This window comes from Catalinimonas alkaloidigena, from assembly GCF_900100765.1.
GTDB lineage: Bacteria > Bacteroidota > Bacteroidia > Cytophagales > Flexibacteraceae > Mooreia > Mooreia alkaloidigena.
The window spans coordinates 482,925-508,916 of sequence record NZ_FNFO01000004.1 but is presented as its reverse complement, the minus strand read 5'-3'; the positions used below and the strand labels follow the sequence as shown (position 1 = coordinate 508,916).

Sequence of the window (25,992 nt, the reverse complement as noted above, 5' to 3'; positions counted from 1 at the left end):
GTGTAAAAACGGTCTGTAGCGCGCTGCAGGTGTCGTTTTTCTACAAGAAACAGGCAAGGCAGTCTACTAGCTTTGCCTAAAAAAACGCGATGAATTGGCGACGATTCTTCTTCCAAGCACTGCTTCTGGACCCATCCTGGCGGGGCGGGGCGCTTCTGCTCTGTGCGCTGCTTTTCACGAACGAGGGGCGTGCCCAAACCTGGCGGATCGCGTACTACGGCGAAACCGTTACGCACTACGGCCTGAAGGTGGGAACACAGTACCCCCTGAAAACCAGCGAGCGCCTTAAAAAGACGGAAGCCCGCGTCACCCGCAACTGGTTGTTTACACCGGGCGTAGCGCTCTATCGTCACCCGCAAAACCACGTGGGACTCGTCGTAGCTCCGGAAATAACGTACCAGCGCCTCGGCCCGAAAGGAGGGTTGCTGGAAGCCGGAATTGCCCCCAGTTATTTCCGGTATTTTCTGGAAGGCCAAACGTACCGGGTTACGCCCTCCGGAGAGTTGCAGAAGAAAGCATGGGCCGGCCGAAGCACTTTTCTCCCGACGCTCTCGCTGGGCATCGGGAAAGACCTGTCGGTGAAAAAACGCATTCCCCTGGCCTGGTACACCCGGTTGAACTGGAGCGTACAAGTGCCCTATAACGCCTCGTTTCTGCCTCGTGTGGCGCTGGAAGCGGGCATCATCAAAAAACGTCTTGGCACTCATTAATCATGTCTACTCTACGTCACCTTGTTCTGTTAGCGGGCCTGCTGTGCCTGACTGTTGCCTGCCAGCGCGAAACGCCTGACCGCGTGGCCGACAAGCTGAATCTGGTCCACAAAGGGGCGGAAATGCCCATCTGGATACGGGGCAACGTCGCTTCGGGCAAGATGGTGCTGTTTCTGCACGGCGGCCCTGGCGACTGCGCCATGTGCTACCAGCCTTATTTTGAAGCCTTGGAAAAAACGGTAGCGGTGGCCTATTGGGATCAGCGCGTGGCGGGTTCGTCGTCCGGCCGGGTCCATCCTGATTTGTTGACCTATGCGCAGTTTGGGGAAGATGCTTATTACGTGGTTACTCTGCTGAAGCAGCAGTATCCTGACGTCGATCTGTACCTGTTAGCACACAGCTTCGGGGTAGAATTAGCCTGGCAGTTTCTGACCACCGGCGACAACCAACGGCTCGTCAAAGGCGCCATGCTGGTGAACGGGATTTTCTCGACCTACCGGTGGCTCGTACAGATGCAGGCGTGGGTCTTGGAAGCCGCCCGCGCACAGGGCCACACCGCCGCGGAGCAATTTGTCACCGAGCATCCACTGACCCCGGAGACGCTCGCAACGTACGAATGGGGCACGCTCTACCGGCACATGCACGATCTGGAAGGCAACCCCGTTTCGGTCTACGAAGACAAAAAATACGTGTTGAATTACCTGTTTGCTTCACCCAACACCGCCCTGGGCATGTTTACCCACGCCGGTGCCTACGAAGGATGGGCCCGGCACGAAATGCTGCGCTACGACAAAAGCACGGCGTTGTCGGATATTACGGTACCGATCGGGCTGTTCTGGGGCGAAAAAGATGGCGTGGTGCCGCTGGGAGTGGGGCTGGAAACCAAAGCGTTACTGCCTGAAGACACGGAGGTGACGTGGGTAACGTTCGAAAACTCGTGGCACGAGCCCTTCATCACCGAGTCGTCGCGGTTTGTGCAGGAGGTGCAGGCGTTTGTAAATCGGTACTGAAAGGTCATAAAAAAGGGAAGCGTTACGCTTCCCTTTCTATTTTTTGACTACTGCTGCGGCAGAGGAGTCTCCTCGTTGGGCAAAAGCCCGGCGCGTCGCAGGAGAGCACGCGGCGAGGGTTCTTGGCCCCGGAACCGCTTGTAAAGCAGCATCGGATGCTCGCTTCCCCCGGCCGACAAAACGTGGCGGCGGAACAGGTCGGCCGTCTCCTGGTTGAAAATGCCTTTCTCCTGGAAGAACTCAAACGCATCGGCGTCGAGTACTTCGGCCCACTTGTAGCTATAATACCCCGCCGAATAGCCGCCCTGGAAAATGTGGCTGAACGAACAGCTGGTGTTGGTCCCTTCTACTTTCGGATAGAGTTCCGTTTCAGCCAGGGCTATAGCTTCAAACCCGCTGACCTCTTGAATAGAATCGGCTTGCTGGCGGTGATAGGCCAGGTCGAGCTTGGCAAAGCTGATTTGGCGAACGGTCTGGTAACCGCTCATGAAATTGGCACTGGCCTTGATGCGTTCCACCAACTCGGCCGGAATGGGTTCGCCGGTCTGGTAATGGCGGGCGAAAAGGTCGAGGGCTTCTTTCTCGTACACCCAGTTTTCCATCACCTGCGAAGGCAGCTCCACAAAGTCCCAGTAGACGGACGTGCCTGTCAGGCTGGCGTACATGCCGTCGGCCAGAAGCCCGTGCAGCGCGTGACCGAACTCGTGGAAAAGGGTCGTAACCTCGTTGAACGTCAGAAGCGAAGGCTTGGTCGCCGTAGGCTTTGTGAAGTTGCACACGATCGAAATGTGGGGACGTTGTTCCTGGCCTTTCTCCTTTTTCTGATCGCGATACGACGTCATCCAGGCCCCGTTACGCTTGCCGGGGCGCGGGAAGAAATCGCCGTAAAAGACGCCGATGTGGCGTCCGGTGCCCTTCTCTTCGACCACAAACGTGCGGACATCGGGATGGTACACGGGAATGTTGTCGACCTGACGGAACGTAAGGCCGTAGAGTTTCCCGGCGACCTGAAACGCGCCTTCAATCACGTTTTCCAGCTGAAAGTAAGGCTTCAGAATCTCGTCGTCGATCTCGAACTTTTCTTTTTTTAGCTTTTCGGCCCAGTAGGCGTGGTCCCACCGTTCGAGGCGTTCGGGGCCGCCGTGTGCGCGGGCATACGCTTCCAGGTCTTGTACCTCGCGCAGGGCGACGGGCTTGGCATACTGAAGCATTTCCTCCAGAAAATCGTAGACCTTCTGGGGCGATTCCGCCATGCGTTCTTCCAGGACAAAATCCGCGTGAGACGCGTAGCCCAGCAGTTGGGCGCGTTCCTGGCGCAACGCCACCAGTTCTTTGATAACTTCCTGGTTGTCGTTTTCACCACCGAACGAACGCGAGGCATAGGCGCGGAACAGTTCCTCCCGGCGTCCCCGATGATCGGCGTAGGTCATAAACGGCAAGTAACTGGGAAACTGCAACGTAAAGATCCAACAGCCTTCTTTCCCCTTTTCACGGGCGGTGTCGGCTGCCATCTCGCGGGCATCTTCCGGCAGTCCGGCTAATTCGGCCTCGTCGGTAATGACCATTTCGTACGCGTTGGTGGCGTTCAACACGTGCTCGCCGAACAGCAGCGACAATTCGGCCATCCGCTTGTCGATTTCCCGGAGGCGTTGTTTGCCGGCTTCGTCGAGGTTGGCACCGTTGCGCACAAATTGCTTGTAGGTTTTTTCCAGCAACGTGGCGGCTTCGGGCGTCAGGTCGTACTGAGCGCGGTCGTTCCACACCTGAGCGATGCGTTGGAACAGCTTTTCGTTCAACAGAATGTCGTTGCCATACTCGGACAAGAGTGGGGAGGCATCGCGCGCCACTTTCTGCAACTCGGGGTTGGTTTCTGCGGCGTTCAGGTTGAAAAGAATGCTGGAAATAATGCCTACGCGTTCGCCGCTGCGTTCGAGGGCTTCAACGGTGTTCGCGAAGGTCGGGGGCGTGTTGGCATCAGCAACCATCTGTACCTGTGCTTTTCCTTCTTCAATGGCGGCCTTCAGCGCGGGCAGAAAATCGTCTACTTTGATGCTGGAAAAAGGGGCTACGCCAAAAGGTGTCTCAAAAGGCGTTGCTAATATATTGTTCATAGGAGCACAACTAGTTCAAGTGAATTGGAAATAATGCGTGTTACTGCCCGTCGAAGCTGCGTATGCGCTTGTTGAGGTTTCGGGCAAAAGGTAGCAGGTGTAAGTCCACTGCCTCATCGAAAACAAAGATCTTCAACAGATAAGACGTCGGAGCGTTGTTTTATAACGATGAATTTTTGTCAAAGTAACTAATAATTTAGAAAAGGGTACGCAAGCACTGATCTGAAAACCGTTTAAAACAGGCTTTGGTTTCGTACTGATGGCACTTGGCCCGGTTTTAAAACAGATCAGGCTACCCAACGAGCCGGAAGAAGAAAAGGAGGAGGCAGCGGGGGCGGGGCAGTAACGAAAAGAGGGTTTGCCCTGGCAGGAAAACCCTCTTCTACTACGTTGCGTGCAGGCTATTTGCGGTCCAGCACGTCGCGGATGTTCTGGAAGATCTCGTCGATGCCGCCGATGCCATCGATGGCACAATACTTACCCTGTTGGCGGTAATAATCGGCCACCGGCAGCGTCTTGTCGTTGTATTCCTGGATGCGCTTGCGGATGAGGGACTCGTCCTGGTCGTCGGAGCGGCCGGACGTTTGGCCCCGCAGCAACAGCCGCTTGGTCAGTTCTTCGTCGTGGACGCTCAACGCCACCATGCACCCGATTTCCGTATCGTACCGGCTCAGGAGTTCGTCCAGCGCCTGGGCCTGCGCCACCGTGCGCGGAAAACCATCGAAAATAAAGCCCTTCGCGTCTTTGTTCTCGGCCAGTTTGCTTTCGATCATGCCGATCACGACTTCGTCGGGCACCAGAATGCCCTGGTCCATCAGGGTTTTGGCGCGCAGCCCCAGTTCCGTACCCGCCGCAATCTGCGAGCGCAGCAGATCGCCCGTGGAGAGGTGAACCAACCCGTATGTATCGATGATGTTCTGGCTTTGCGTTCCTTTGCCCGCCCCGGGAGGGCCAAACAGTACGATATTAAGCATAGTTACTGATTTTAACGTAGAGTATCCGCCGTGGTCAACTCCGGACGGAAACCGTTGAAGTTAGAGGTTATTGAGTTGATAATTGATACAAATGGCGCAGGTTTCGGCCCAGTCCGTCGTAGTCGAGGCCGAACCCTACTACAAAACGATTCTCGATTTCGTTGCCCACGTAACGAATGGACAGCGGCCGCTTCAGGGCCTTGGGCTTTAGCAGGAGTGTTGCCACTTCTACCGACGCCGGGCGCATTTCGCGAACCGAATCGAGGAGGGCACTCATGGTCAGCCCCGTATCGACAATATCTTCGACAATCACGACGTGTCGGTTGTGCAGGTCTTCTTCCAGACCCAGAATTTCTTCTACCTCGCCTGTGCTTTGTGTCGCTTGGTACGAAGCCACTTTTACAAAAGTTACTTCGCAGGGCGTTTCCACGCACTTCAGCAGATCCGCCGCAAAGATAAAGGCTCCGTTCAGCACCACGACGAAGATGGGATTGCGATCGCGGTAATCGTCGGTGAGTTGCTGCCCCAGCCGGGCAATGCTTTGTTGCAGTTCGTCTTCTGACAGAAACAGCCGAAAAGATTTGTCGTGAATGGTTACGGACGATTCCACGGAGCAAGTGTTGGTTTCCACAAAAGTAGTGATAATGTAAAGAGAAAAACGAGGCTGGAACTGAAGGCCGTGTCGCTTGCGCGGTATTGCCTTCAATTCCAGCCAGTAAAATCGGGGAAAACGTGAGGTTACTTTACGTCGGCCAGGGCGGGGGGCACGTCGGTTGCGGTCTCCACCCGGGGTTGCGGTTGCGTCTGGCCCACTTCGGCCGCCGACGGCGGCACGTACAGCGAAGGTGCAATGACCAGGGCCACGACCGAAATCAGCTTCAGCAGAATGTTGAGCGACGGACCAGACGTGTCTTTGAACGGATCGCCTACGGTATCGCCCACCACGGCCGCTTTGTGCGGATCGGAGCCTTTGTAGTATTTCTGGCCGTTGATCTCGACGCCTTCTTCAAAACTTTTCTTGGCATTGTCCCAGGCACCACCGGCGTTCGACTGGAATATGGCCATCAGCACGCCCGACACAGTTACGCCCGCCAGCAGCCCGCCCAGCATTTCGGCGCCGGCCAGGTACCCAACGGCTACCGGGGCGGCAATGGCCAGCAAACCGGGCATGACCATCTCGCGAATCGATGCTTGGGTCGAAATGGCGACACATTTGTCGTATTCGGCCTTTCCGTCGGCGGCATCAAAAATAGCACGGTCTTCTGGCGTGGCGTTGCTCAGGTCGGAATCGTACTTGCGCATGATGCCGAGCGCTGCGGTCAGTTCCGGAATGGTGGTGAACTGACGGCGCACTTCCTGGATCATCGCCATGGCGGCCCGGCCTACAGCGTTCATAGCCAGTGCCGAGAACACAAACGGCAGCATGCCCCCAACGAGCAGACCGGCCATCACGCCGGGCTTCGAAATGTCGATGGCGCGCAGCCCCGACTGTTGCATAAAGGCGGCGAACAGGGCCAGGGCCGTCAGGGCCGCCGAAGCGATGGCAAAGCCTTTCCCGATGGCGGCCGTTGTGTTGCCGACGGCATCCAACTTATCGGTGCGTTGGCGAACGTCCTTGGGAAGTTCGGCCATTTCGGCAATGCCCCCGGCGTTATCCGAAATGGGACCGTAAGCGTCGACGGCCAGCTGGATGCCAGTGTTGGCCAGCATCCCTACAGCCGCAATGGCAATGCCGTACAGGCCCGCGAAGTAGTAAGAAACCAGAATGGCGGCTGCGATCAGAAGCACAGGAATGCCGGTCGACATCATGCCCACGCCCAAGCCGGCAATGATGTTGGTGGCGGCTCCGGTCAGCGATTGTTGAGCGATGGACTTGACCGGGGTGGTACCCAAGCCGGTATAGTATTCGGTTACCTTCCCGACCGCCAGACCCACAACCAGGCCGGCGATGGTGGCGAAAAAGACGCCCATGGCGGTGTATTCTTTGGTTTCCAGGGCGGTACCGGGCAGGGCCTCGACCGTCCAGCGTTCGGGCAGTAAGCCTACGATCACAAAGTAGGAGACCAGAATCATCAGACCGCCCGAGCCAAACTCGCCGAGGTTCAGGGCAGCTTGCGGGTCCCCCCCTTCTTTCACACGTACGAAAAAGGTACCGATGATGGAGACGATGATGCCGGTCGCGGCTAGCACCAGCGGTAAGACAATGGCCGACAGCCCGCCCAGGGCGTCTTCAAAACCCGGCATGCCGATAAAGGCGGCGCCCAGCACCATGGTGCCGATGATGGACCCCACGTACGATTCGAACAGGTCGGCACCCATACCCGCGACGTCACCTACATTGTCGCCTACGTTGTCGGCGATGGTGGCGGGGTTGAGGGGATGGTCCTCCGGAATGCCCGCTTCGACTTTCCCGACCAGGTCGGCGCCTACGTCGGCTGCTTTGGTGTAAATGCCGCCTCCCACGCGGGCAAACAGGGCGATCGACGAAGCTCCGAGCGAAAAGCCCGAAATCACGTTCAGTACCATGTTAAGGCTGGCACCGTCGGAACCGTAAAGTTGCGTGTAGAGGATGAACAGGAGGCTTAGCCCCAGCACTCCTAATCCTACTACGCCCATGCCCATAACCGAGCCACCCGCGAAGGCGACTTCGAGGGCACGGCTCAGCGAAGTGCGTGCCGCCTGGGTGGTGCGCACGTTGGCCTTGGTGGCGACCCGCATGCCCATGAACCCGGCCAGTGCTGAACAAAGGGCACCCACAATGAACGAAAACGCTACCAGAGCGGTAGAATTCTCTTCCTGTGTCCCTTTGAAGCCCAGCAGTACAGCTACGGCAATTACGAAAATGATTAGAATCTTGTACTCAGCTCTTAAAAATGCCATGGCCCCCACGGCGATGTTACGGGCAATGGCTGCCATGCGTGGGGTACCTTCATCTTGTTTGGAGAGCCATGAAGTTCGCCAGAACACGAACAACAAAGCCAGGACGCCGGCGATCGGCAAGAAGTACACAATGTTTTCCATGAAGAAACGATTAACCTGAGATTGTTTGAGGTAGGGCATCTGACATGCCGCCCGCTAAAGTAAACATTTCCACAACACTTCGGCGAATGTTTCAGACAGGAAGAATGCAATTCAAAACCGGCTGAAACATAGCGTCATTCCAGGACGAAAATTGGTGATCTAAGCGCTGACCATCAGCTTTTTGCTTAAACCTCACATCGCCCTTGCACAGGGCTTCTGGCCTTCTGTACCGTAATGCTTATCTTCAAATATGGCAGCGTAGCTCCTCAGCACGAGCGACATCTACGCAGGTAAGTGGCTGAAATTCGGGGGATTTGCGCCCCAGCCCGGCAAACGGACATCGGATTTCCGCCATGGATCGAGTTGAAGCGCACAACGCACTCCGCTGCCCCACCTGGCTAAATGTAAATTCCAGGTGAAGGACTTAAGGCTGTAAGGAATAAACAGATAACGCATCAGAAACAACTATGGCAAACACGGCATCTCTATCATTTCATCAGAGCGATGAAGAGCACGATCCGGTAGCACTGAACCAGGGGACCGAGGTAGAAGTGGAAGAACAAACCGAGATGGAGTACGAGGAAGAGGAATACGAGGAAGAACCGCGCTCCGGGCGGGGGTGGGTCATCGCCTCGGTGATTCTTCTCCTGGCAGTAGGCGCTTCCGGTTACGGGAACTATCACTTCTTCACCAAAGCAAAAAACTTCCAGGAAGAAAAATTTGCCGAATCGGCCCGGGCCGATTCCATTAAATCGGTGCAGTGGAAAATCGAAAAAGAAATTGCTCAGGCAAACGCCACGATCGAAGAGTTGATGCGCTACAAAACGGAAAGCGAGAGCTTACGGACAGATCTGGAAGAAGCCGCGCGGAAAATTAAGGGCTTGCAAGCCAGTTACCGGCAACTGCAGCGCCAGGGCGGCTCAGCGAAGTTGAGTGAATACGAGCAGAAGCTGGACGAAGCGACAAAAGAGAACCAGGAGGTGCAGGAGAAATACGCGACGCTGGTCTCTGAACTGGACCGGCTGCGGTCCGAAAATGCCGGCCTGCGCGATTCGCTTTCGGCCGTGCTGACGAAAGAACAGGCCATGCAGACGCAGATGTCGGCAGCCGCCGGCCTGAAGTTTTACAGCGTCATCACCGAGTCGACTGAAGAGAAACGAGGCGAGTACGTCTTTACGTCGAAGGCCAAGCGCGTAGATCGCTTTTCGGTAAGCTTCGTGATCAGCGAGAACAAACTGGCCGAAAAAGGACCGCGTCAGGTGTACCTGCTCATCACCGACCCGAAAGGCACCATGCTGATTGGCGAAGAAGATGGCGTGTTCTACAACAAATCGAAGCGCGAAGAGAGCCGCTTTACGCGCCACAAAGAAGTGAATTACACCGGTCAGTCAGAGAAGATCTTCTTCAACTGGGAAGGTTCGGCCAAGTACTACACCGGGAATTACAACTTCGAGCTGTACCTGGATGGCGAGTTGATGGCTACGTCGAAGGTGACGCTTCGCTAAAAAAATAGTTTCAAGGTTGGGAGAGCCGCTGTTGTCGCGTTGTGCGAAACAGCGGCTTTTTTATAGTGAGGTTACTCGTTCGCCAGGCAGAGCGATGCCGCCCCAATGATGCCGGCATTGTTACCCAGGGTGGCCAGTTCGATCTGCAGATCGTCGAGGTAGTAGGGCGTCAGGTGGCGGTTCATCACGTCGAACATGCTTTCCTGCACGTACCCGAAAGTTTCAGAAACGCCGCCGCCGATCAAAATGGTGGTGATGTCCAGAATGCGGATGGCCGACACCAACGCCTCGCCCAGAATCATCCCCACTTCCCGAAATACTTCGAGCGCCAGGGCGTCGCCGTCGTGGGCCGCCTTCACCACCGCCTTGGAGTGCAGAAAGTCGTCGTCGGTCAGCGTAGTGGTGAACGACGAATTCATCATCTTGTCGCGGGCAATGGCAATAATGCCTTGTTTTCCAATGTTCTGTTCGATCAGGCGGCCATTTCCGGCCACAATGTGACCGATCTCCATGCCGTTGCCCCGTGCGCCTTTAAAAAGCTTTTTGTCGATTACCGCTGCGCCGCCAATGCCCGTGCCGAGCGTAATGAAAATAAAATCGCCGGGGAGTTTCTTCTTGCCGAAATAGTATTCGCCCAGCGCCGCCGCATTGGCGTCGTTCTCCAGGTAAAACGGCACGGTGGGAAAGCGATCGTTCAGAATGCTCAGGAGTTTTACCCCATTCAACTCGGGCAAATTGGGCAGCTCCAGGGTCCGTTTGCGTTTCCGGCTCAGCGTACCGGGAATGCCGATGCCGATGCCGCCTACTTTGCCGTGCTCGTCCAGTTGCTCGGCGATTACGTCCAGAAAACCTTCTACAAAACGGCCACTGTGCCGCAAATCAAGGGTTGAGTATTTCTTTTTGGATAACAATTTACCTTCGCGTGAGACGAGCCCGCATTTGACATTGGTGCCGCCCACGTCGATGCCCAAGAGAGATTCCACGTAGTAATGAGTAGTTTTTGAGTTAAAAAGGCTTAGGTTGATGATGCGCCTGAGCTTGTCTAAGACCACAATGAAGTTAGGAAGCGGTTTCTCCGTCGTCTTCCGGTTCGTTCGGGAGAAAGGCGCTGCCTTCGCGTCGCTTCATCACGTTAAGATCGGCAATGAAATAATCAGGATAGGGGAGGGCTCGCTCTTCGTCGGTCAGGTTCTCCATTTCGCGCAGCACTTCCGGGTCCGGATCGTCCGGAATGTAATCCTTCGGCGGGTCTTCGTCGTCCCAGCGGCGTGGAGCCTTTTTCTCTTTCTTATTCGATTTTTTACGGTCCCAGCGATCCCAATCAAAGTTCGGATCAGGTTCTTTGCGTTTGATGGGCTTCTTCATAGCAGCAAAGCTCGTATAATTCTCGCTAACGCAAATAAAGAAGACGAGTTTACAAAAATATAACTTTCTGTGTGTCGCGCGGTTGACAAGCCGCGCGATAAGGGCAATTAACTGATCCGCAAGGGGTTATTCCCGGACCAGCCGCGCCGTCTGTCCTGTTTCTGGCAACACGACCAGGTAGACCCCGGCTGGCCAGGAAGCAAGGTCCAGTTCGGTATGATCTCCGGTAACGTTGCAGGAATGCACCTGTTGCCCCAGGGCGTTGACGACCTGAAGCGGTGAGGCGCGCAGCATTGTTCCGAAATCGATGCGGAGCCTGTGCTTTGCCGGGTTGGGGTAGAGGCGCAGGGGCATCTGCGTGAGGCGGGCCGGTGCATCGGTGACGATCAGATCGGCGCAAATCAAATTATCGCTGTCGACAGGATCGAATGAGCCGTTGACCCCCGAGATCCAGACACAGAACCGCTGCGGGGTGCCGTCTCCGGAAAAGGGATGGGCGACGCGTTCGAGTGTTAACGAGAGGGTGTCGCTGGGCGTCATGTGCAGTCCGGTAAAGTGCTGATGTACTAAGATTTCGCTGCACCAGGGCGTTAAGCCGGCGGTGGCCGTGATCCAGAGGCTGTCGATTGCCGGCTGACTGTAATCGTTGGTGATTTTCACCTGAAGCGTGGAAGAAGCATAGTATGGCACCTTCTCCTGCACTTGCGTGCTGAGTACTGTAACTTCCAACAGCTTTCCGCGATTGACAGGGATGGTGGGTAAGAAGAACGCCAATCCGTTGGTGGTGGCCTCGTCAACGCCGACCAGGAAGGCATTGGGCTTCAGGCCGGGCCGCGAAACGCCCACGATGCCCAGATCTTCGCGTGGGGTAACATACAGCCGATGGGCTTGGAGGTACATACCAAAGTAGTCTTGCCGAAGTCCGTCCGGCGAGGGCCTGACCAGGTTGGTATCCGTACGGTAAAGTTGCATCGTACCGTGTTCGACATCGAGGCCGGCAACGTAATAGGAAGTATCGTTGGCCACCAGGGCGGTGATGGTATCGAGCAGGTCCGAGAACTCCGCCTGCTGGAGGGTTTCCAGGGTTGTCTGGTCCCACTCCTGCAGTTGAACATCCCAGGCCACCAGCAGATTGCCCGCGGGTGTGGTGGTCAGGGCGGTCCGGGGGCTTTGCTGCGCGCGTTGTGCCAGGACGTTCCCCGCATGATCCAGCAACCAGAGCGTGTCGCCGGTCGATACCGCTAGCGAGGTAGCAGTAGGGGCCAGCAGGGCCCGAATCGTATCACCTTCGAGCAGGATACGACCCAAACTATCGCCCGTGGCCGAAAAATGAATTAGTTGGGAAGCATAACCGACCCAACCGGAACCGTCGGGCTGTACCACCGTCTGGGGCAGGGGCAACCCCCCCTGCGATTCAAATTGAAAGTGGGTTTCCTGTAGCAGTTCTCCAGCCGTGGTCATCCAACTTAGCGTTACCTGATGGGGTAGCATAACGTCGCAGACCACATTCCCTACGCCGGTGACGACCACGCGGTTATCGGGCAGCCGGTCAAGGTCGGTCACTTGGTTGTAGGGCACACTGTCGGGCCAGTGATAGGCCCAGAGCACTTCGTTGAAGCGATTCACCGCGTGCAGCAGCGGGCGTTCCCCAAAAACGGGATCGACTTCGTAGCCGCCCGCGATCCAGGCGTCGGCCGAGTCGTCGACGGGGACAAGGGCGTGAAATTCGCTGGTGGGGGCGGCGGCGTAGTTATACTGTTGCGCCTGCAACGTGCTGACTATCAAAAAGAAACACAGAGAAAGAGCGTAGCGGATGGGCTTCATTGCGAAAAGTGGAAAAGTGTAGGTGTGAAAGAGGTGCACGGAAGAACGCAATCTTTCGACAAATTCACAATATCGCGCGGTTATTTCTGCGTGAAGTTCGCCAAATCCGAAATGGTCCGTAGTCCTAGTTCCTCTGCCTGCGATTCGCGCATCATCATGGCGTGGGTATTATTGAACCCCAGCGGTTGCAGCCATTGCACGTCGTAGCGGGTCTGCATTTCGCGTTGCACGTACCGGTAGACCCGTTCACGGTCGAACGTCACGCTGTCGATCGTGGCTTCGTCGGCCTGCAGCAGCGCCAGGAGACCCGTTCCGGTGTATTCCGGATACAGATCGATGTCGCCGTGCGTCAGCGCGTCGAACACCAGCTTGGTCCCGCCAAACCCCAACTTGGTTTCGGTCGTTAGGCCCGTACGTGCTTCAATCACCAGCCCCAGGAGTTCGGCCAGAATAAAACTTTCCGTAAAGTTTTTCGAGCCGATCTGCACTTGGGCATTTCCTGCGCGTTTCGGGACTAGTTTCAGCCCTTTCTGTTGCAGGAAATTCGCGGCTACCTGCTGGGGTGTTTGCTTGGCTTCGTCGACCTGATAGTTCATCCGCATCATTTCTGCCTCCGAAATGCGGTCGTCGAGCCACGCCAGCGCGTCTTTCAGCTCCGGATAGCGGCGCAGCGTGGCGTTCCGCACGAGGGGCGCGGCGTAGTAGGGCGGGAAGTACTGCTTGTCGTCTTCCAGCACGCGCAGGTGATAGGCCTCAATGCGTCCGTCGGTCGAAAAACCCGAGATCACGTCGACGTCGCCGTTCCGTACCGCTTCGTACATCAGCCCGATTTCCAGTTCCGATACGGCCAGGTCCAGTCCGTAGGCTTGCCGCAGGCCCGTGTACCCGTCGGCGCGTTCGACGAACTCGGACGGAAAGCCCGCCCGCAGTTGATCGGAGCCGTAAGAGGTAAGGGCCTGGTAGGGAACAAAGACTAGAAAAAGGCCCGCTGCCGTGAATAAAACGGGTTTGACGAGCCGGCGGATGTGGCGCTGCACCAGTCCCAGCAGTCCGTCAAAGGCCAGGGCCAGCAGGGCCGCCGGGACGGCCCCGGCCAGAATCAGGTTGACGTTGTTGAGGGCAATGCCCCGGAAAATAAATTCGCCCAGCCCGCCCGCGGCAATCAACGCACAGAGCGTGGCAATGCCGATGTTGATCACCATCGCCGTCCGAATGCCCGCAAAAATAACGGGTACGGCCAGCGGCAGTTCGACCCGCGTCAACACCTGCCAGTCGGTCATGCCCAGCCCCCGCGCGGCCTCGCGTACATCGGGTGCAACTTCAGTAATGCCCGCGTAGGTGTTCCGGACAATGGGCAGCAATGCGTACAAAAACAACGCGATGATGGCCGGTACCACGCCGATGCCGACCAACGGCAGCAGAAAACCCAGTAATGCCAGGCTCGGAATGGTCTGAATGACGTTGACCGCCCCCAGCACGCTCCCGGCCAGCCGAGGTCGCCGCGTCAGCACAATCCCCAGGCTCAGGCCAACGACCAGCGCAATGCCCAGCGAAGTGAGGGTAATCCAGAGGTGCTGCAGGGTTTGTTCGGCGATTTCGGCGCGCTTTTCCCAGAAAAAGTGGAGGAGCGTTTGCATGAATGCCGAAGTTAGTGAAACGCAGGCATGTGTGGCTTTTTCGTCCGCACGAGACCGGACCGTTTGGGCGGGATTTTTTCCGGTTCGGGTGCTCTTTTTCGGGATTGGTCCGTATGCGTTTTCAGAACCTTCACCGGATGTGTTCTATTGCTCTCTCACTAGCTCCTCTCCCGGCATGCAAACTTCTACTCATCTGGGCCTACGGGCCTCCGTCGCCTGGCGTTATGTCTTGCTTTTTCACGTCGTGCTGGCGCTCTTCAAACTTTACGTGCTGGTGCTGGAACCGATCGACCTGTACGTCGAAGAAGCCCAGTACTGGCTCTGGTCCAAACACTTGGCTTGGTCGTACTATTCCAAGCCGCCGCTGATTGCCTACCTCAACTTCCTGACGACCCAGGTTTTTGGCGATACGGTATTTGCCATTCGGCTCAACGCCGTGCTGGTTGGGCTGGGCCTCGTGGTGCTGGTCTACCGCCTGACGTATGAGTTGTTCAAGGATGAACTGACGGCCGTACTGGCCTCTTTCCTGGTCTATGCCTTTCCGTTCTACCATTTTGTTTCCACGCTGTTTCTGACCGACAGTCCGCTGGCCCTCTGTTGGCTGTTTACACTCTACTATTTCTGGCGTGCTGTGCAGCACAACCGCCTGCGCGATTGGTGCCTGGTGGGCCTCGGTGCGGGGCTGGGTTTTCTGGCCAAGTACGTGATGGTGCTGTTTTTTCCCATCGCGCTGATCTGGCTGTGGGTGTACCGGCGGGAGCGGTTGGGACAAAAAGGCTTCTGGCTGGCCGTTGGCATTACGGTGGTGTGTATGGTCCCGGTGCTGGTCTGGATGGCGCAGCATCAGTTTGTGGCGGCGCGGCACGTGACGCACCTGGCCGGGGCCGATGCAGCAACGCCCACCGTCTGGAAAGGGCTGGTGCGGTTTGTTTCCTACACGGGGGGGCAGGCGGCTTTGGTCTCGGTGTTTTTGCTGCCCACGTTCTACCTCGGCCTGAAACGTCTGGCGCGCCGTTCGCTGAAACCGGAGGTGGCGTTTTTGTGGAGCTTTCCGGCGGGCGTGTTCTTGTTTTTCGGGGGCATGTCGGTCTGGCGTGAGGCCTATCCCAACTGGCCGGTTTTTGCTTACGCAACGTTGCCTATCCTGCTGGCCTATCTGGCAACGACGCTGGGGCGGCTGCGGCAAACGTGCCGGGCGGTGATGCTGTCGGTAGGCGTGCTGATGCTGGTTTTCATCCCCGTCACGCGCACTACCCTGGTACGCTGGGTTGACCCGACGGCCGAACCGCTGGGCGAGATGATGGGCTGGCGCGAACTGGCCGAAACGGTCGAAGCCGAGCGGCAGCAACTGGGCGAAGTGCCTCATTTTGTGTTCAGCGACAGTTACCAGATCGCGTCCGAGCTGGCTTTTTACCTGCCGGGGCATCCGCAGACCTATTGCATCAATTCCGGCGGCCGCCGCATGAACCAGTTTGACCTGTGGCCGGGGCTGGAACAGTTTGCCTACCAGGGCTACCGCGGAATCTACATCAGCAACGTGCCGCTTGCTCCCGAAACCGAGCAGGCGTTCGGCCTGACGCGTCACATCAAGCACGTGCTGCTTTACACCGGAAACGCGCTGCGCAAGGAATTTTACATTTACATCTTGGAAGATTTCGAGAATATGGAGCCGCAGACCCCGCAATCCTTCTGAGTGCGCGAACGGCTACGTCTGTGCTGTAGAGAAAAGGAGGGAGGCATTTTTTGGAAGAAAACAAACGTTTGCACGTTGTCTGGCAGGGCAATTGTCCTTATTTTTCGGCCTTGTTTTTACCTATCTTCCAAACTTATCATGTTCTTTATGAAAGTACGTCTTTCGCTGAACGCCAGGTTTCAGGGACGAAGACCGCTCACGGTCCCCCCACCCACCTGGCGTTTGGCTCTGTTAGCCCTCTCCCTATGCAGTTTTCTGGGGCTACAGGCACAAACTCCGCAGGCCGGATACACCGCCATTCCCCTGACGGACCTCTCTGCGTTTCAGTCCACCGCCGGTAACTGGACGGTGGTCGGCTCGGTCACCACGCACCCGAAAAAAGCCGGTCAGTTTACCACGACCAGCGGCACGGGCATTCTGGTGAACCAACCTACCGACAAGGCCAAAGCCAACATCATGACCAAGCAGGAGTTTGGCGATGTGGACCTGTCGCTCGACTACATGATGGCCGAAGGCTCGAATTCGGGCGTTTACCTCATGGGACGTTACGAAATTCAGCTGTTGGACAGCTGGGGTAAGCCTAACATGACGTACCAGGACAACGGCGCCATCTACGCACGCTGGGACGAAGCCACACAGCACGGCTACGAAGGCCACGCGCCCGGCATCAACGTGAGCCGCGCGCCCGGTCTCTGGCAACACCTCGAAATTTCGTTTCAGGCACCGCGCTTCGAAGGGGGCAAAAAAGTGGCCAACGCACGCATCTTGAGCCTGAGCCTGAACGGCACCGTGCTGCACGAAAACGTAGAACTGACCGGCCCCACCCGCGGCCCGGCGTTCCCGGAAGAGGCAGCCACCGGCCCGCTGTTCATTCAGGGCGATCACGGTGCCGTTGCGTTTCGCAACCTGGCGTATAAAGCTTTTACCCAGGATAAAATCGCACTTTCGAACCTGAAGTATCGCCTGTACGAAGGCGCGTTTCAGAAACCGGAAGAGCTATCCAGCAAAGCGGCTTCGCAGGAAGGTACCTTGAACGAGCTGACGTGGCGAGGGGCCAGCGGCGCGAACGAGTACGCCTACCAGATTACAGGCACGATGCAAATCCCGGCGGCCGGCCAGTACATTTTTGAGCTGAACACCGGGACCCGCAACCAGATGATGATCGGCAACAAGCGGATACCAGACGGCACGCCGGTGCAGTTGCAGGCCGGGGCGCAGCAGTTTGAAATCCTGACCCTGAAAGATTTTTCGTGGCAGGGGCAGCAACTCGGCCTGATGGTGTCAGGACCCGGCATGCGTCGTCAGCCGTTGCACGCCTCCGGGTCGATGCCGCTGAACGACCCCACCAGCCCGATCCTCCTGCCGGTGCAGGGCGAGCCGAAAGTATTCCGCAGCTTCATCGACTTCAAGCAGGATGCCACTACGCCCGAACGCCGGATTCCGCACGCCATTTCGGTCGGTGATCCGTCGGGCGTACACTATACGTTCGATGCCGACAACGGCGCGTTGGTGCAGGTGTGGCGCGGCGAGTTTCTGGACGCTACGCCCATGTGGAACAGCCGGGGCGATGGCAGTGCCGATCCTATGGGCAGCATACTGCCGCTGAACGACGCACCCGCGCTGGCCGTGCTGACTACCACCAATGCCGAGTGGCCTACCACCGAGCCGGAGGGCACCTACCGCATGCGCGGTTACAAACTCGACGCACAAGGCTACCCCACTTTCCGCTATACCATCCACGGCCTGAACGTTCAGGACCGCATTGTGCCGGCCGAAGGGGGCAAGAAACTGGTGCGGGAAATCCGGCTGGAAAATCCGGCCTCGACCGGCCTCTATTTCCGCGTGGCCAACGGGACGGGCATCGCCAAGCAGCGCGATGGTGCCTATACCATCAACGATCAGCAGTACAAAGTAAAGCTGCTGGAAGGGCCGACGCCTACCGTGCGCAACGGCAACGAACTGGTGGTCCCCATGGCCCAAATGCGTGCCGGACAGGCTCTGCGTTACGAAATCATCTGGTAATCCCGAATCTTGAACAACATGTTTTCTCATAAATTTTTACAAGCGCCCTCAGCCTGGCTGCGCCGTTGCCTGGGTGCATCACTGGTGGCCCTGCTGGCCCCCGCGGCGGTGTGGGCGCAGGCGTCGACCGACGCCGCTCCTCCTACCGAAGACGATTATTACCAAATGGTGACCATTCCCATTCCCGAAGGCATTGAGCTGGAGGGCGGTGGCGTAGTGGCACTGCCGACGGGCGAACTGGCCGTCTCTACACGGCGGGGCGACGTCTGGATCATTGAAAACCCGTACTCTACACAGAGTGCGCCCCGCTACCGCAAATTCGCAAGCGGCCTGCACGAAATTCTCGGGCTGGCCTACGTGAACGGTGACCTCTACATGTCGCAACGCGGTGAACTGACGCGCCTGCGCGATACGGACGGCGACGGCAAGGCCGACGAATACGAAACAGTGTACGCGTGGCCGCTTTCGGGGCACTACCACGAGTACTCGTACGGACCGGTGGTGATGCCCGACGGCAGCATGATCGTGACGGGCAACGTGGCCTTCGGCGACGTGGAATGGTGGCGTGGCGAAAGCCGGGTGCCGTGGCGTGGCTGGGCCCTGCGCATCACCCCCGACGGAAAAATGGAACCGTTTGCAACGGGCATGCGCTCGCCCTGTGGCTTGGGTGTGGTGGACGGTGAGTTCTTCTACACCGACAACCAGGGCGACTGGCAGGGCTCGGGTTTTGTGTCGCACATCGAGAAGGGCGACTTTGTCGGCCACCCCGCTGGGTTGCGTTGGACTTCGGAACCTAACTCGCCGCTCGACCTGACGACCGAAGAGCTGTATGCCGTGGTAGACCCGCGTCTTACGCCCGAAGGGCAGAATCCCATCAAACCGGAAAACGATCCGAACGACAAAACGACGCTGTTCGAAACGGCCCGGAAAATCCCGGAAATCAAGCTACCGGCCGTATGGCTGCCGCACTCCATCCTGGGAATTTCAACGTCGGAATTGAAAGTGGATACCACCGGCGGGCAGTTCGGTCCGTTCGAAGGTCAGCTGTTCATCGGTGATCAGGGGCAGAGCAAAATCGACCGGGTATTTCTGGAGAAAGTGAAAGGCGAGTACCAGGGGGCGGCGTTTCAGTTCCGCGATAACTTCCAGTCGGGTGTGTTGCGCATCGCCTGGGGCAACGACGGCTCCATGTTCGTCGGACAAACCAACCGGGGCTGGGGTTCGAAAGGGCCGGAGCCTTATGCGTTGCAACGACTGATCTGGACCGGCAAAACGCCGTTCGAGATGAAGGCCGTACGTGCCATGCCCGATGGGTTTGAGATCGAGTTCACCCAACCGGTCGACAAAGCCACCGCCGAAGATCCGGCTTCGTACCAGATCACCGGCTTCATTTACAAGTACCACCCGGTATACGGCAGCCCCGTCATCAACGACTCGATCAATCCGATTCAGGGCGTAGTCGTATCGGCCGATGGGCTGAAAGCCCGGTTGGTAGTCGATGGCCTGCGGGAGAAGTACGTTCATGAGATCAAAGCCGAAGGCGTGCGCTCCAACGGTAACTTGCCGCTGTTGCACAACACCGCGTACTACACGCTGAACAACATCCCCGAAGGTGCCAAACTGACGCTGCCCGAGCGGGCGAAAACGGCCGCGGCTCATGCCGACCATGCCATGATGAAAGAGGCCAATATGAAAAAGAAGGCCAAGGCGACTCCCGCACCCGAAGCGAAAAACACGCGCTCCGGAGCACCGATGACGCGCGCCGCTAAAAATCCGGTCAAAAAGCCAGCCGGATGGGGCAAAGCCGATCAGTCGATCAAAGTGGGAACCAAACCCGGCCTGAAATACGACGTCACGGAACTGACGGTGAAAGCCGGTAGCAAAGTGGAACTGACCTTCAGCAACAACGATGACATGCCGCACAACCTGGTGATTGTAGCGCCGGGGCAGGCCGTTCCCGTCGGCGAAGCGGCCATGGCGTTGGGACTGAAAGGGCAGGGGATGAACTACGTGCCCGATAACGAAAAGGTGCTTTACTTCACCGAGTTGCAAGGTCCGGGTGCGTCGCAAACCCTTTACCTGGTGGCTCCCGAAACGCCTGGCGAGTACACGTACGTGTGTACCGTGCCGGGTCACTTCTACATCATGCAGGGAACGCTGAAAGTCGTCAAGTAACTAAAGCGCGCCGCAGCCTCGCGAACTGCTTTCCTCATTCAACGCAAAAGCCCGACCTTCTCAGGTCGGGCTTTTCTGTTTATGGTTACGATACAAAAATTAGAAACTCGATTGCGGCAGCGAAGCGACCTCTTTCGGATCAGAACCGTACTCGTTGTCGAATTCTTCGCCTTTCGCAAAAATCAGCCAGAGTCCGTAAAACGGAATGAGCTGATACCAACCGCTGTTGCCCAGGTCGTGGCAACGCTTGGCACCTTGTGCAAAGAACAGCCACAAGAGGCCTACGTAGAGCAGTAAGGCCAGCATCGCAACCATAACTGCTTCTTCTGCCAGCGATGTCAGGGCACCGCACACCATTATCCCCGCTACACAAGCCAGGTACGTGAGGCCGTACTCGGTACGTCGGATGCGGCCCTCGAACGAAAACGGAGCTTTAAACATATTTCCAGTTGTTTTGGTGAAAACGTAAACAGAAATGGGAAATAGGAGGATTTATTGGATATTTTCAAGTTGGACTGGTCGTTGAGGAAGATTCTGGTGACAGGAGTAGGGCGCTCGTGGTGTGGAAAGAAGAGAAGAAGCGCTTTGGATACCGTTTACTACACCCAAAGACGGAAAAGTGGCGAGGTAGTTTAGGTTTTATGTTGTTATTAAAGTGTGAGCCTCAGCTACTTTCTAGTCAGAAGGCCGTCCGGGAAGTACATAAATCGTCTTATATACTTACAAAAGCCATGTTTGATGCCCGAAGTAGTGAGGGTTATGCCTGACGATAAGCGGTTTAAAACACAAAAAGCCCGACCTAAAAGATCGGGCTTTTCGAAATCTATCTCTCTTACTCTAACTGCTTTTGATTAGAACAACCCTAGTTTACGTCCCAGAAGAGTTTGTGATTGGGCGTATCGCTGGCCGACACGGCATTGTAATTTTCGGTGTTGTACTGCTTCTCTACGTTCGGATACGTCAGGCGTGCCGGTGGCATTTCAAAACCAGGCGTGCTGTTGTCCGGCACGAAGGTCAGGTTCGGGTAATCGGTGCGCCGCATCTCTGCCCAGGCCTGCACTGACTGCAGGAAGCCGAAATGGAGCCACTTTTGTGTCCAGACTTTCGCCAGTTTTTCTTCGGTGGTACCCGTCAGCGCCACCAACGGATTGGTTACAAATGCCGTCACTTCCTCAGCAGAAGGGGCTGCCAGCGCGTCTTTGAACGTGCTCAGGCTGTTGAGGTAATAATAAAACGCGATCGACTGCTCCAGACCGGCCGTGTAGGCAGCTTCGGCGTCGGTAGCGCTTCCCCAGCGCAAATACGCCTCGGCTTTCAGGAACTGTACTTCCGAAGAGGTCATCACGATGCCGGGCAGAGCGCGGTTCTGGCGGAACGTGGCCGTGTCGAAAACGGCGAACAGTCCTTGCGAAATGCCCTGTTCCTGTTCGCTGGCAGCCATGTCGACCGGCATGGCTTCGTAGCCGTTGGCCCCCGGATCGAACATCACCTCGATGCGCGGATCATTAACCGGTTTCATTACTTCTTCCAGCATGTACTCCGGCGCTACGTGGCGGCTCAGTTCGATCAACGCGTTGTTCAGGTTGTCGTTGTACGTAGTGAGCGGCGCCAGCAATACGTTGTTCGCAGCCTCGTCGACCAACGGATACGTCGCCGGATCGTTCAGCATCGCCATTACCTGCGTCTGTGCAGTGCCGGCATCAACGTTCGAAAGACGCATCAACAACCGCAAGCGCAGGGAGTTGGCATACCGCTGCCAACCTTCCAGGCTACCTCGCAGTTCGAGGTCTTGCTTCTGGAACGTGGCCGTCGTCACTGGGTCGAGCGAAGCACTGGCAAAATAGGTCGATGCTTCCTCCAGACCCGTCAGGATGGAGCTATAGATCGAATTGGCATCGTCGTAAGAGGGCAGAACCACTTCGTTTTCCAGGTTCAGCATACCCGCTTGTTGAAACGGAATGGCTCCCCACAGGTCCACGATGCGTGACGTCTGGTCCAGGTAAACCACCTTGGCTGCCTGCACAAACACCTCCTTCGTCGCCTTCTGGTCTTCGGTCAGGGTATTGTACTCTTTCTGAATTTCGCGGTACTGTGCCACTACACCCGTGTAGTAGTCGTTCCAGCGTCCCTGCGTGTAGTCAATCTGCTGCTGATACCGCTTGGTGTCGTTGGTAAACCCTACGGTCTGCGTGTACAGGGCCGGATGCATCACCAGAAACGTCCGGACGTTCCAGTACTCGGAGCGCACGCGGTTGTTGTTCTGCATCGCGGTGAAAAACTTTTCAATGGCCGGAACAGTCGTCTGTTCCGGGTTATAGTACTTTTCTTCCAGTTCGTCCTGACAGCTGCTCAGGCCGAGCGCCACCGTCAGGCAACCTGCGAGGAGATAAGAAATCTTTTTCATCTTGTTCAAATTAGACGGTGAGTAGATTAAAAGTTGGCGTGAAGCGAGATACCGTAGCTGCGGTTGGCTGCACCCGAGCCTTCGTCGATGCCCTGACGATCCCAACGGCTACCGATGGCCGCTTCCGGATCGAGGTTCTTCAGCGTACGCCAGATGTAGAACAGGTTACGGCCGATGAGCGCCACCCGTACGTTCTGGAGCTTGAGTTTGCTGGCCAGGTTCGTAGGGATCTGGTAGCTTAAGGTTGCCTCACGAAGCTTGATGTAGCTGTTGTCGTAGACAGCACCGCCGCCGTACCAACCGCTGGAACCCCAGGTGAACGTGTTGAAGTAGTAAGAAGGCGCATCAACAATAGTCGTGTTCGGATTGCCTTCCTGGTCTACTCCTTCCAGGATCATGCCGTCGTGGAATACGGTGCTGCCATCGGGGGCTGCGGCGTCGTGGCTGGGCAGTTGCACTTTTACGTTGTCGCTGTTGATGTAGTAAGGCAGGCCGCCGTTCTCTTCATCACGGAACTCCAGCGTGCTTTCAAACATCCCGGCGCCTGTGGCATACAACAGCGGAGGCGACACCAGTTGACCGCCAAAACGATAGTCGATGGTCAGGTCGAGCGAGAAGGGACCGTAGGTGAAGGTGTTCAGCATACCACCAACCGCTTTGGGCAGGATGTTCCCGGCTTTCTCGTATTCGTTGCTGTTGATGATGTACAGACCATTGTCACCGATTACGAAGTTGCCATTCTCGTCGGTTTGGCGCGGGTGCACCAGGATGTCACCCAAAGGCCTGCCTTTCTCGGCTACCACTTGTACGGCACCGCCGTCAGCATTGTAGTAGTTCAGGCGATCCACGCCTTCCATCAGCGAATGTACCTTGGTGACGTTTTTGGCGTAGTTGAGGCGCAGGTTCCAGGTAAGCGGTCCGCGAATCGGCGTGGCGTTCAGGCCGATTTCCAGGCCGTTGGAACGCAATTCGCCAACGTTGACAAGGATCGAGCTGGCTCCCGTGCTGGTCGGCAGCGAAAGCTGGAGGATCTGATCGACGATGCGGCTGTTGTAATACGTAATGTCCAGGCCGAAGCGGTCGTTCAACCAGCGGGTTTCGGCACCAAATTCCATTTCGTATTTGTTTTCCGGCTGGATGGCATTGTTGCCATACCGTGCTTGCGACGCCAGTGCGGGTACAGAACCGTTTCCGGTTTGCAGTGGCGTTTGCGTATAGGTAACGTTCGCTTCATAAATCGGCGGCGCGTTACCCACCACGCCGTACGAAGCACGCACTTTGCCGTAGCTCAGGTACGCAGGCAGACGGAACGCATCAGAGAACACAAAGCTAGAGTTCAACGAACCGTAGAGGTAACGGTTGCTTCCGGGAGGCAGCGTCGAAGAGTATTCCTGACGCGCGGTTCCTTCCAGGAACCAGACGTTCTTGATGTTCAGGTTCGCCAGGCCAATGTACGCATACTTGGTCTGCAAGCTGCGGCTGGCGGAGGTACGGAGGGTGTTGACAGAGTTGGTCAGGCTGAACCAGTTTTCTTCAATCAGCCCCCCTTCGGTGTTGTTCGATTGGTCACGATACCGTTCGTCACGGCCCTGCATCCCGGCGCTTACCGACAGGTCAGACTCTTCGCCCAACGGTTGGGTGTAAGTAAACAGGAAGTCACCGTAAAGAATCGAGTAACGGCCTGTCGATACGCCATAGTAGCCCGTGCTGTTTGTTCCGTTGAAGGTCAACGGGTATTCGTTGTACTGTTTGTTCTCAATCTCCCGGCTGGTCAGGTCATTTCCTACACGGCCCCGGAACCGGAAGTTCTTCACGATGTCGTAGTTCAGCGTGGCGCTGGTCAGGAGGCGATCCTGGTACTCGTCTTCGCTGTTGCGCAGGTTCCGCCACAGGTAATCGAGCACGTCGTTAGCGCGGATGTTGTACAGCAGCGCTTCGTCCGGATTCCGCTCGGTCAGGTTGTAAGGCACATATTTGTAGCCCTGCGACGTCTTGTACTTGTCCAGGTACACCGACATGTCGTCGGCCCGGCTGAAGAACCCACCGTAGTTGGCCGTGATGCGGTTGAGCTGCTCGGGGCGGTTGTGTACGTAGCTGTTGAAGTAGTTCGCCACGATGTCGACGCTCACCTTATCGTTCAGCTTGAAACTGCTGTTCAGGTTAAAGGTATTCCGTTGCAGCTTGCTGCCGCGCGCAATGCCTTCGTAGTCCATGCGTGTATACGACAGACGGTAGCTGGCAAATTCGTTGCTGTTCGACACGGCTGCGTTCAAGGTCGAGTTGTACCCCAGTTGGTAGAAATCCTTGAAGTTGTCGGGCTGTGCCGAGTAAGGGCGGATCGTGCCGTCCCACCAGGTCACCGGCTGGCCGTCCATTTTCGGGCCGAATTGGCCGTAAGCGCGGTAGTTCGGGCGCTTCGATTCGGCCACTCCGTCGCCGTCGGCATCGACCGGAATCCAGCCTTCGGCATCGGCACCTACCTGCGCGTTGATGTCACGCGGATAGCCGGGGCCGTACACGTTCTGATACTTAGGCGTGAACGCTACCTGCTCCACGTTGTAGTAGTAGTTCAGGTCGACGCCCAGTCCTTTGCCTTTTGTACCTTTTTTGGTTGTGATGACGATCACACCGCTGGCCGCCTCTGATCCGTACAGGGCCGTGGCACTGGCACCTTTCAGGACGGTGAGGCTTTCGATGTCCTGCGGGTTGATGTCCAGAATCCCGTTGCCGCGGATCTTCTGATCGTCCCAGTAGCCACCGTTGTTGATGCCCCCCGGTTTCTCGTTCGTGTTGCGGATGATGATCCCGTCTACTACGTACAACGGCTGCGAGTTATAGTTCAGGGAGTTGATGCCGCGAATCTGCACGTTTACCGCACTGGTCGCGCCACCGGGAGCCGTCGTGATCTTCACCCCGGGCGCTTTACCGTACAGGGCTGACGCGAAGTTGGTGTTCCCGGAGCGGGTGATTTCCTGCGCGTCGACGGTGCTCACCGCATAACCCAGCGCTTTTTCTTCCCGCTTGATTCCGAGTGCCGTTACAATCACTTCCTGAAGGGCCTGGACGTCATCTTCCAGTTCCAGATCAAGAACGGTACGTCCGTTCAGCGGCACTTCCTGGCTGATGAAGCCAACCGACGAGAAAACCAGAACGGTATTGTCGGGATTCGGCACGTCCAATACGTATTTGCCTTCCACGTCGGTAATGGTTCCGACCGCCGAACCCTGAATCAGGACGTTGACGCCCGGCAGGGTTTCACCGCCGGCCGAAGTAACCGTCCCGCTGACGCGCTGCTGGGCCCAGCTGACGCTGCTCAGCAGACAAAGGAGCATGGCGAGTAATGCGCCCCTCCTCAATGCATAGATGTTTTTCATAATGAACAATTGGATGATTTGAGTGACTGAGATAGATATTGCTGTGCTTCGAAAAGCCGTTGGGAGAAACCCGATTACATCCAGAGGATGATGACCACCACACCGATGAAAAACAGCAGATACAGGAAGATCTCCATGAAAGAGATCCGCTTCGCTTTTAATTTCTG

General features: G+C 56.8%; 17 protein-coding genes. 6 read left to right on the top strand and 11 right to left on the bottom strand.

Annotated elements, in window-relative coordinates:
- The first annotated feature begins 89 nt into the window (after positions 1-89).
- Together BLR44_RS12985 and BLR44_RS12980 are read left to right on the top strand one after the other, a co-directional pair.
- Entirely contained in the window at positions 90-710 is a 621-nt protein-coding gene (locus tag BLR44_RS12985) for a hypothetical protein (protein ID WP_245706045.1), read from the top strand.
- Positions 711-712: 2 nt separating this feature from the next.
- Positions 713-1,720, top strand: a complete 1,008-nt coding sequence (locus BLR44_RS12980) for an alpha/beta fold hydrolase (RefSeq protein WP_089682494.1) — start codon at positions 713-715, stop codon at positions 1,718-1,720.
- Positions 1,721-1,767: 47 nt separating this feature from the next.
- Here the strand turns inward: BLR44_RS12980 and BLR44_RS12975 are convergent, their stop codons facing one another.
- From BLR44_RS12975 to BLR44_RS12960, 4 genes are all read right to left on the bottom strand, one after another.
- Positions 1,768-3,831, bottom strand: a complete 2,064-nt coding sequence (locus BLR44_RS12975) for a M3 family metallopeptidase (protein WP_089682492.1) — start codon at positions 3,829-3,831, stop codon at positions 1,768-1,770.
- Between the two features lie 401 nt (positions 3,832-4,232).
- Positions 4,233-4,805 (bottom strand): adenylate kinase, encoded by a 573-nt coding sequence (locus BLR44_RS12970; protein WP_089682491.1) that lies wholly within the window; start codon positions 4,803-4,805, stop codon positions 4,233-4,235.
- Positions 4,806-4,872: 67 nt separating this feature from the next.
- The gene (hpt, locus tag BLR44_RS12965; protein ID WP_089682489.1) at positions 4,873-5,415 is read right to left on the bottom strand and encodes a hypoxanthine phosphoribosyltransferase; all 543 of its coding nucleotides are present in this window, start codon (positions 5,413-5,415) and stop codon (positions 4,873-4,875) included.
- A 128-nt stretch (positions 5,416-5,543) separates the two neighbouring features.
- Positions 5,544-7,826, bottom strand: a complete 2,283-nt coding sequence (locus tag BLR44_RS12960) for a sodium-translocating pyrophosphatase (RefSeq protein ID WP_089682486.1) — start codon at positions 7,824-7,826, stop codon at positions 5,544-5,546.
- A 467-nt stretch (positions 7,827-8,293) separates the two neighbouring features.
- On the opposite strand from BLR44_RS12960, the gene BLR44_RS12955 reads away from it, so the two are divergent.
- On the top strand, positions 8,294-9,331 hold the full coding sequence (locus BLR44_RS12955; RefSeq protein ID WP_089682485.1) for a hypothetical protein: 1,038 nt from the start codon (positions 8,294-8,296) through the stop codon (positions 9,329-9,331).
- A gap of 71 nt (positions 9,332-9,402) precedes the next feature.
- On the opposite strand, the gene BLR44_RS12950 is transcribed toward BLR44_RS12955, so the two are convergent.
- The 4 genes from BLR44_RS12950 to BLR44_RS12935 form a co-directional block, all read right to left on the bottom strand.
- Positions 9,403-10,314: an ROK family protein gene (locus BLR44_RS12950; RefSeq protein WP_089682483.1), complete on the bottom strand. Its 912-nt coding sequence runs from the start codon at positions 10,312-10,314 to the stop codon at positions 9,403-9,405.
- 76 nt (positions 10,315-10,390) lie between these two features.
- Positions 10,391-10,696: a hypothetical protein gene (locus BLR44_RS12945; RefSeq protein WP_089682481.1), complete on the bottom strand. Its 306-nt coding sequence runs from the start codon at positions 10,694-10,696 to the stop codon at positions 10,391-10,393.
- A 126-nt stretch (positions 10,697-10,822) separates the two neighbouring features.
- Positions 10,823-12,520 (bottom strand): T9SS type A sorting domain-containing protein, encoded by a 1,698-nt coding sequence (locus tag BLR44_RS12940; RefSeq protein WP_089682479.1) that lies wholly within the window; start codon positions 12,518-12,520, stop codon positions 10,823-10,825.
- Between the two features lie 80 nt (positions 12,521-12,600).
- Positions 12,601-14,157 carry an ABC transporter permease/substrate-binding protein gene (locus BLR44_RS12935; protein WP_089682477.1) on the bottom strand — a complete coding sequence of 519 codons (1,557 nt, stop codon included), beginning with the start codon at positions 14,155-14,157 and terminating at the stop codon, positions 12,601-12,603.
- 175 nt (positions 14,158-14,332) lie between these two features.
- Here BLR44_RS12935 and BLR44_RS12930 point away from each other — a divergent pair, with 175 nt between their 5' ends.
- From BLR44_RS12930 to BLR44_RS12920, 3 genes are all read left to right on the top strand, one after another.
- Positions 14,333-15,850, top strand: coding sequence for a glycosyltransferase family 39 protein (locus tag BLR44_RS12930; RefSeq protein WP_176956023.1), 1,518 nt, complete (start codon positions 14,333-14,335; stop codon positions 15,848-15,850).
- A gap of 147 nt (positions 15,851-15,997) precedes the next feature.
- A complete protein-coding gene (locus tag BLR44_RS12925; protein WP_176956022.1) occupies positions 15,998-17,872 on the top strand; it encodes a 3-keto-disaccharide hydrolase in 1,875 nt (624 codons plus the stop codon).
- An 18-nt stretch (positions 17,873-17,890) separates the two neighbouring features.
- Positions 17,891-20,047 (top strand): plastocyanin/azurin family copper-binding protein, encoded by a 2,157-nt coding sequence (locus BLR44_RS12920; protein ID WP_089682841.1) that lies wholly within the window; start codon positions 17,891-17,893, stop codon positions 20,045-20,047.
- Positions 20,048-20,146: 99 nt separating this feature from the next.
- Here BLR44_RS12920 and BLR44_RS12915 read toward each other — a convergent pair whose 3' ends face one another.
- The 3 genes from BLR44_RS12915 to BLR44_RS12905 all read right to left on the bottom strand — a co-directional run bounded on the left by BLR44_RS12915 (position 20,147) and on the right by BLR44_RS12905 (position 25,825).
- Positions 20,147-20,488 carry a DUF805 domain-containing protein gene (locus BLR44_RS12915; RefSeq protein ID WP_089682473.1) on the bottom strand — a complete coding sequence of 114 codons (342 nt, stop codon included), beginning with the start codon at positions 20,486-20,488 and terminating at the stop codon, positions 20,147-20,149.
- 421 nt (positions 20,489-20,909) lie between these two features.
- Positions 20,910-22,451 carry a SusD/RagB family nutrient-binding outer membrane lipoprotein gene (locus tag BLR44_RS12910; protein ID WP_089682471.1) on the bottom strand — a complete coding sequence of 514 codons (1,542 nt, stop codon included), beginning with the start codon at positions 22,449-22,451 and terminating at the stop codon, positions 20,910-20,912.
- Positions 22,452-22,477: 26 nt separating this feature from the next.
- On the bottom strand, positions 22,478-25,825 hold the full coding sequence (locus tag BLR44_RS12905; RefSeq protein WP_089682469.1) for a SusC/RagA family TonB-linked outer membrane protein: 3,348 nt from the start codon (positions 25,823-25,825) through the stop codon (positions 22,478-22,480).
- Positions 25,826-25,992 lie beyond the last annotated feature (167 nt).

Coding starts and splice junctions, on each gene's coding strand:
- BLR44_RS12920 (WP_089682841.1), top strand. CDS start 17,891: ATGTTTTCTCATAAATTTTTACAAGCGCCCTCAGCCTGGCTGCGCCGT.
- BLR44_RS12915 (WP_089682473.1), bottom strand. CDS start 20,488: ATGTTTAAAGCTCCGTTTTCGTTCGAGGGCCGCATCCGACGTACCGAG.
- BLR44_RS12940 (WP_089682479.1), bottom strand. CDS start 12,520: ATGAAGCCCATCCGCTACGCTCTTTCTCTGTGTTTCTTTTTGATAGTC.
- BLR44_RS12910 (WP_089682471.1), bottom strand. CDS start 22,451: ATGAAAAAGATTTCTTATCTCCTCGCAGGTTGCCTGACGGTGGCGCTC.
- BLR44_RS12945 (WP_089682481.1), bottom strand. CDS start 10,696: ATGAAGAAGCCCATCAAACGCAAAGAACCTGATCCGAACTTTGATTGG.
- BLR44_RS12925 (WP_176956022.1), top strand. CDS start 15,998: ATGAAAGTACGTCTTTCGCTGAACGCCAGGTTTCAGGGACGAAGACCG.
- BLR44_RS12905 (WP_089682469.1), bottom strand. CDS start 25,825: ATGAAAAACATCTATGCATTGAGGAGGGGCGCATTACTCGCCATGCTC.
- BLR44_RS12935 (WP_089682477.1), bottom strand. CDS start 14,157: ATGCAAACGCTCCTCCACTTTTTCTGGGAAAAGCGCGCCGAAATCGCC.
- BLR44_RS12975 (WP_089682492.1), bottom strand. CDS start 3,831: ATGAACAATATATTAGCAACGCCTTTTGAGACACCTTTTGGCGTAGCC.
- BLR44_RS12970 (WP_089682491.1), bottom strand. CDS start 4,805: ATGCTTAATATCGTACTGTTTGGCCCTCCCGGGGCGGGCAAAGGAACG.
- BLR44_RS12955 (WP_089682485.1), top strand. CDS start 8,294: ATGGCAAACACGGCATCTCTATCATTTCATCAGAGCGATGAAGAGCAC.
- BLR44_RS12930 (WP_176956023.1), top strand. CDS start 14,333: ATGCAAACTTCTACTCATCTGGGCCTACGGGCCTCCGTCGCCTGGCGT.
- BLR44_RS12960 (WP_089682486.1), bottom strand. CDS start 7,826: ATGGAAAACATTGTGTACTTCTTGCCGATCGCCGGCGTCCTGGCTTTG.
- BLR44_RS12980 (WP_089682494.1), top strand. CDS start 713: ATGTCTACTCTACGTCACCTTGTTCTGTTAGCGGGCCTGCTGTGCCTG.
- BLR44_RS12985 (WP_245706045.1), top strand. CDS start 90: ATGAATTGGCGACGATTCTTCTTCCAAGCACTGCTTCTGGACCCATCC.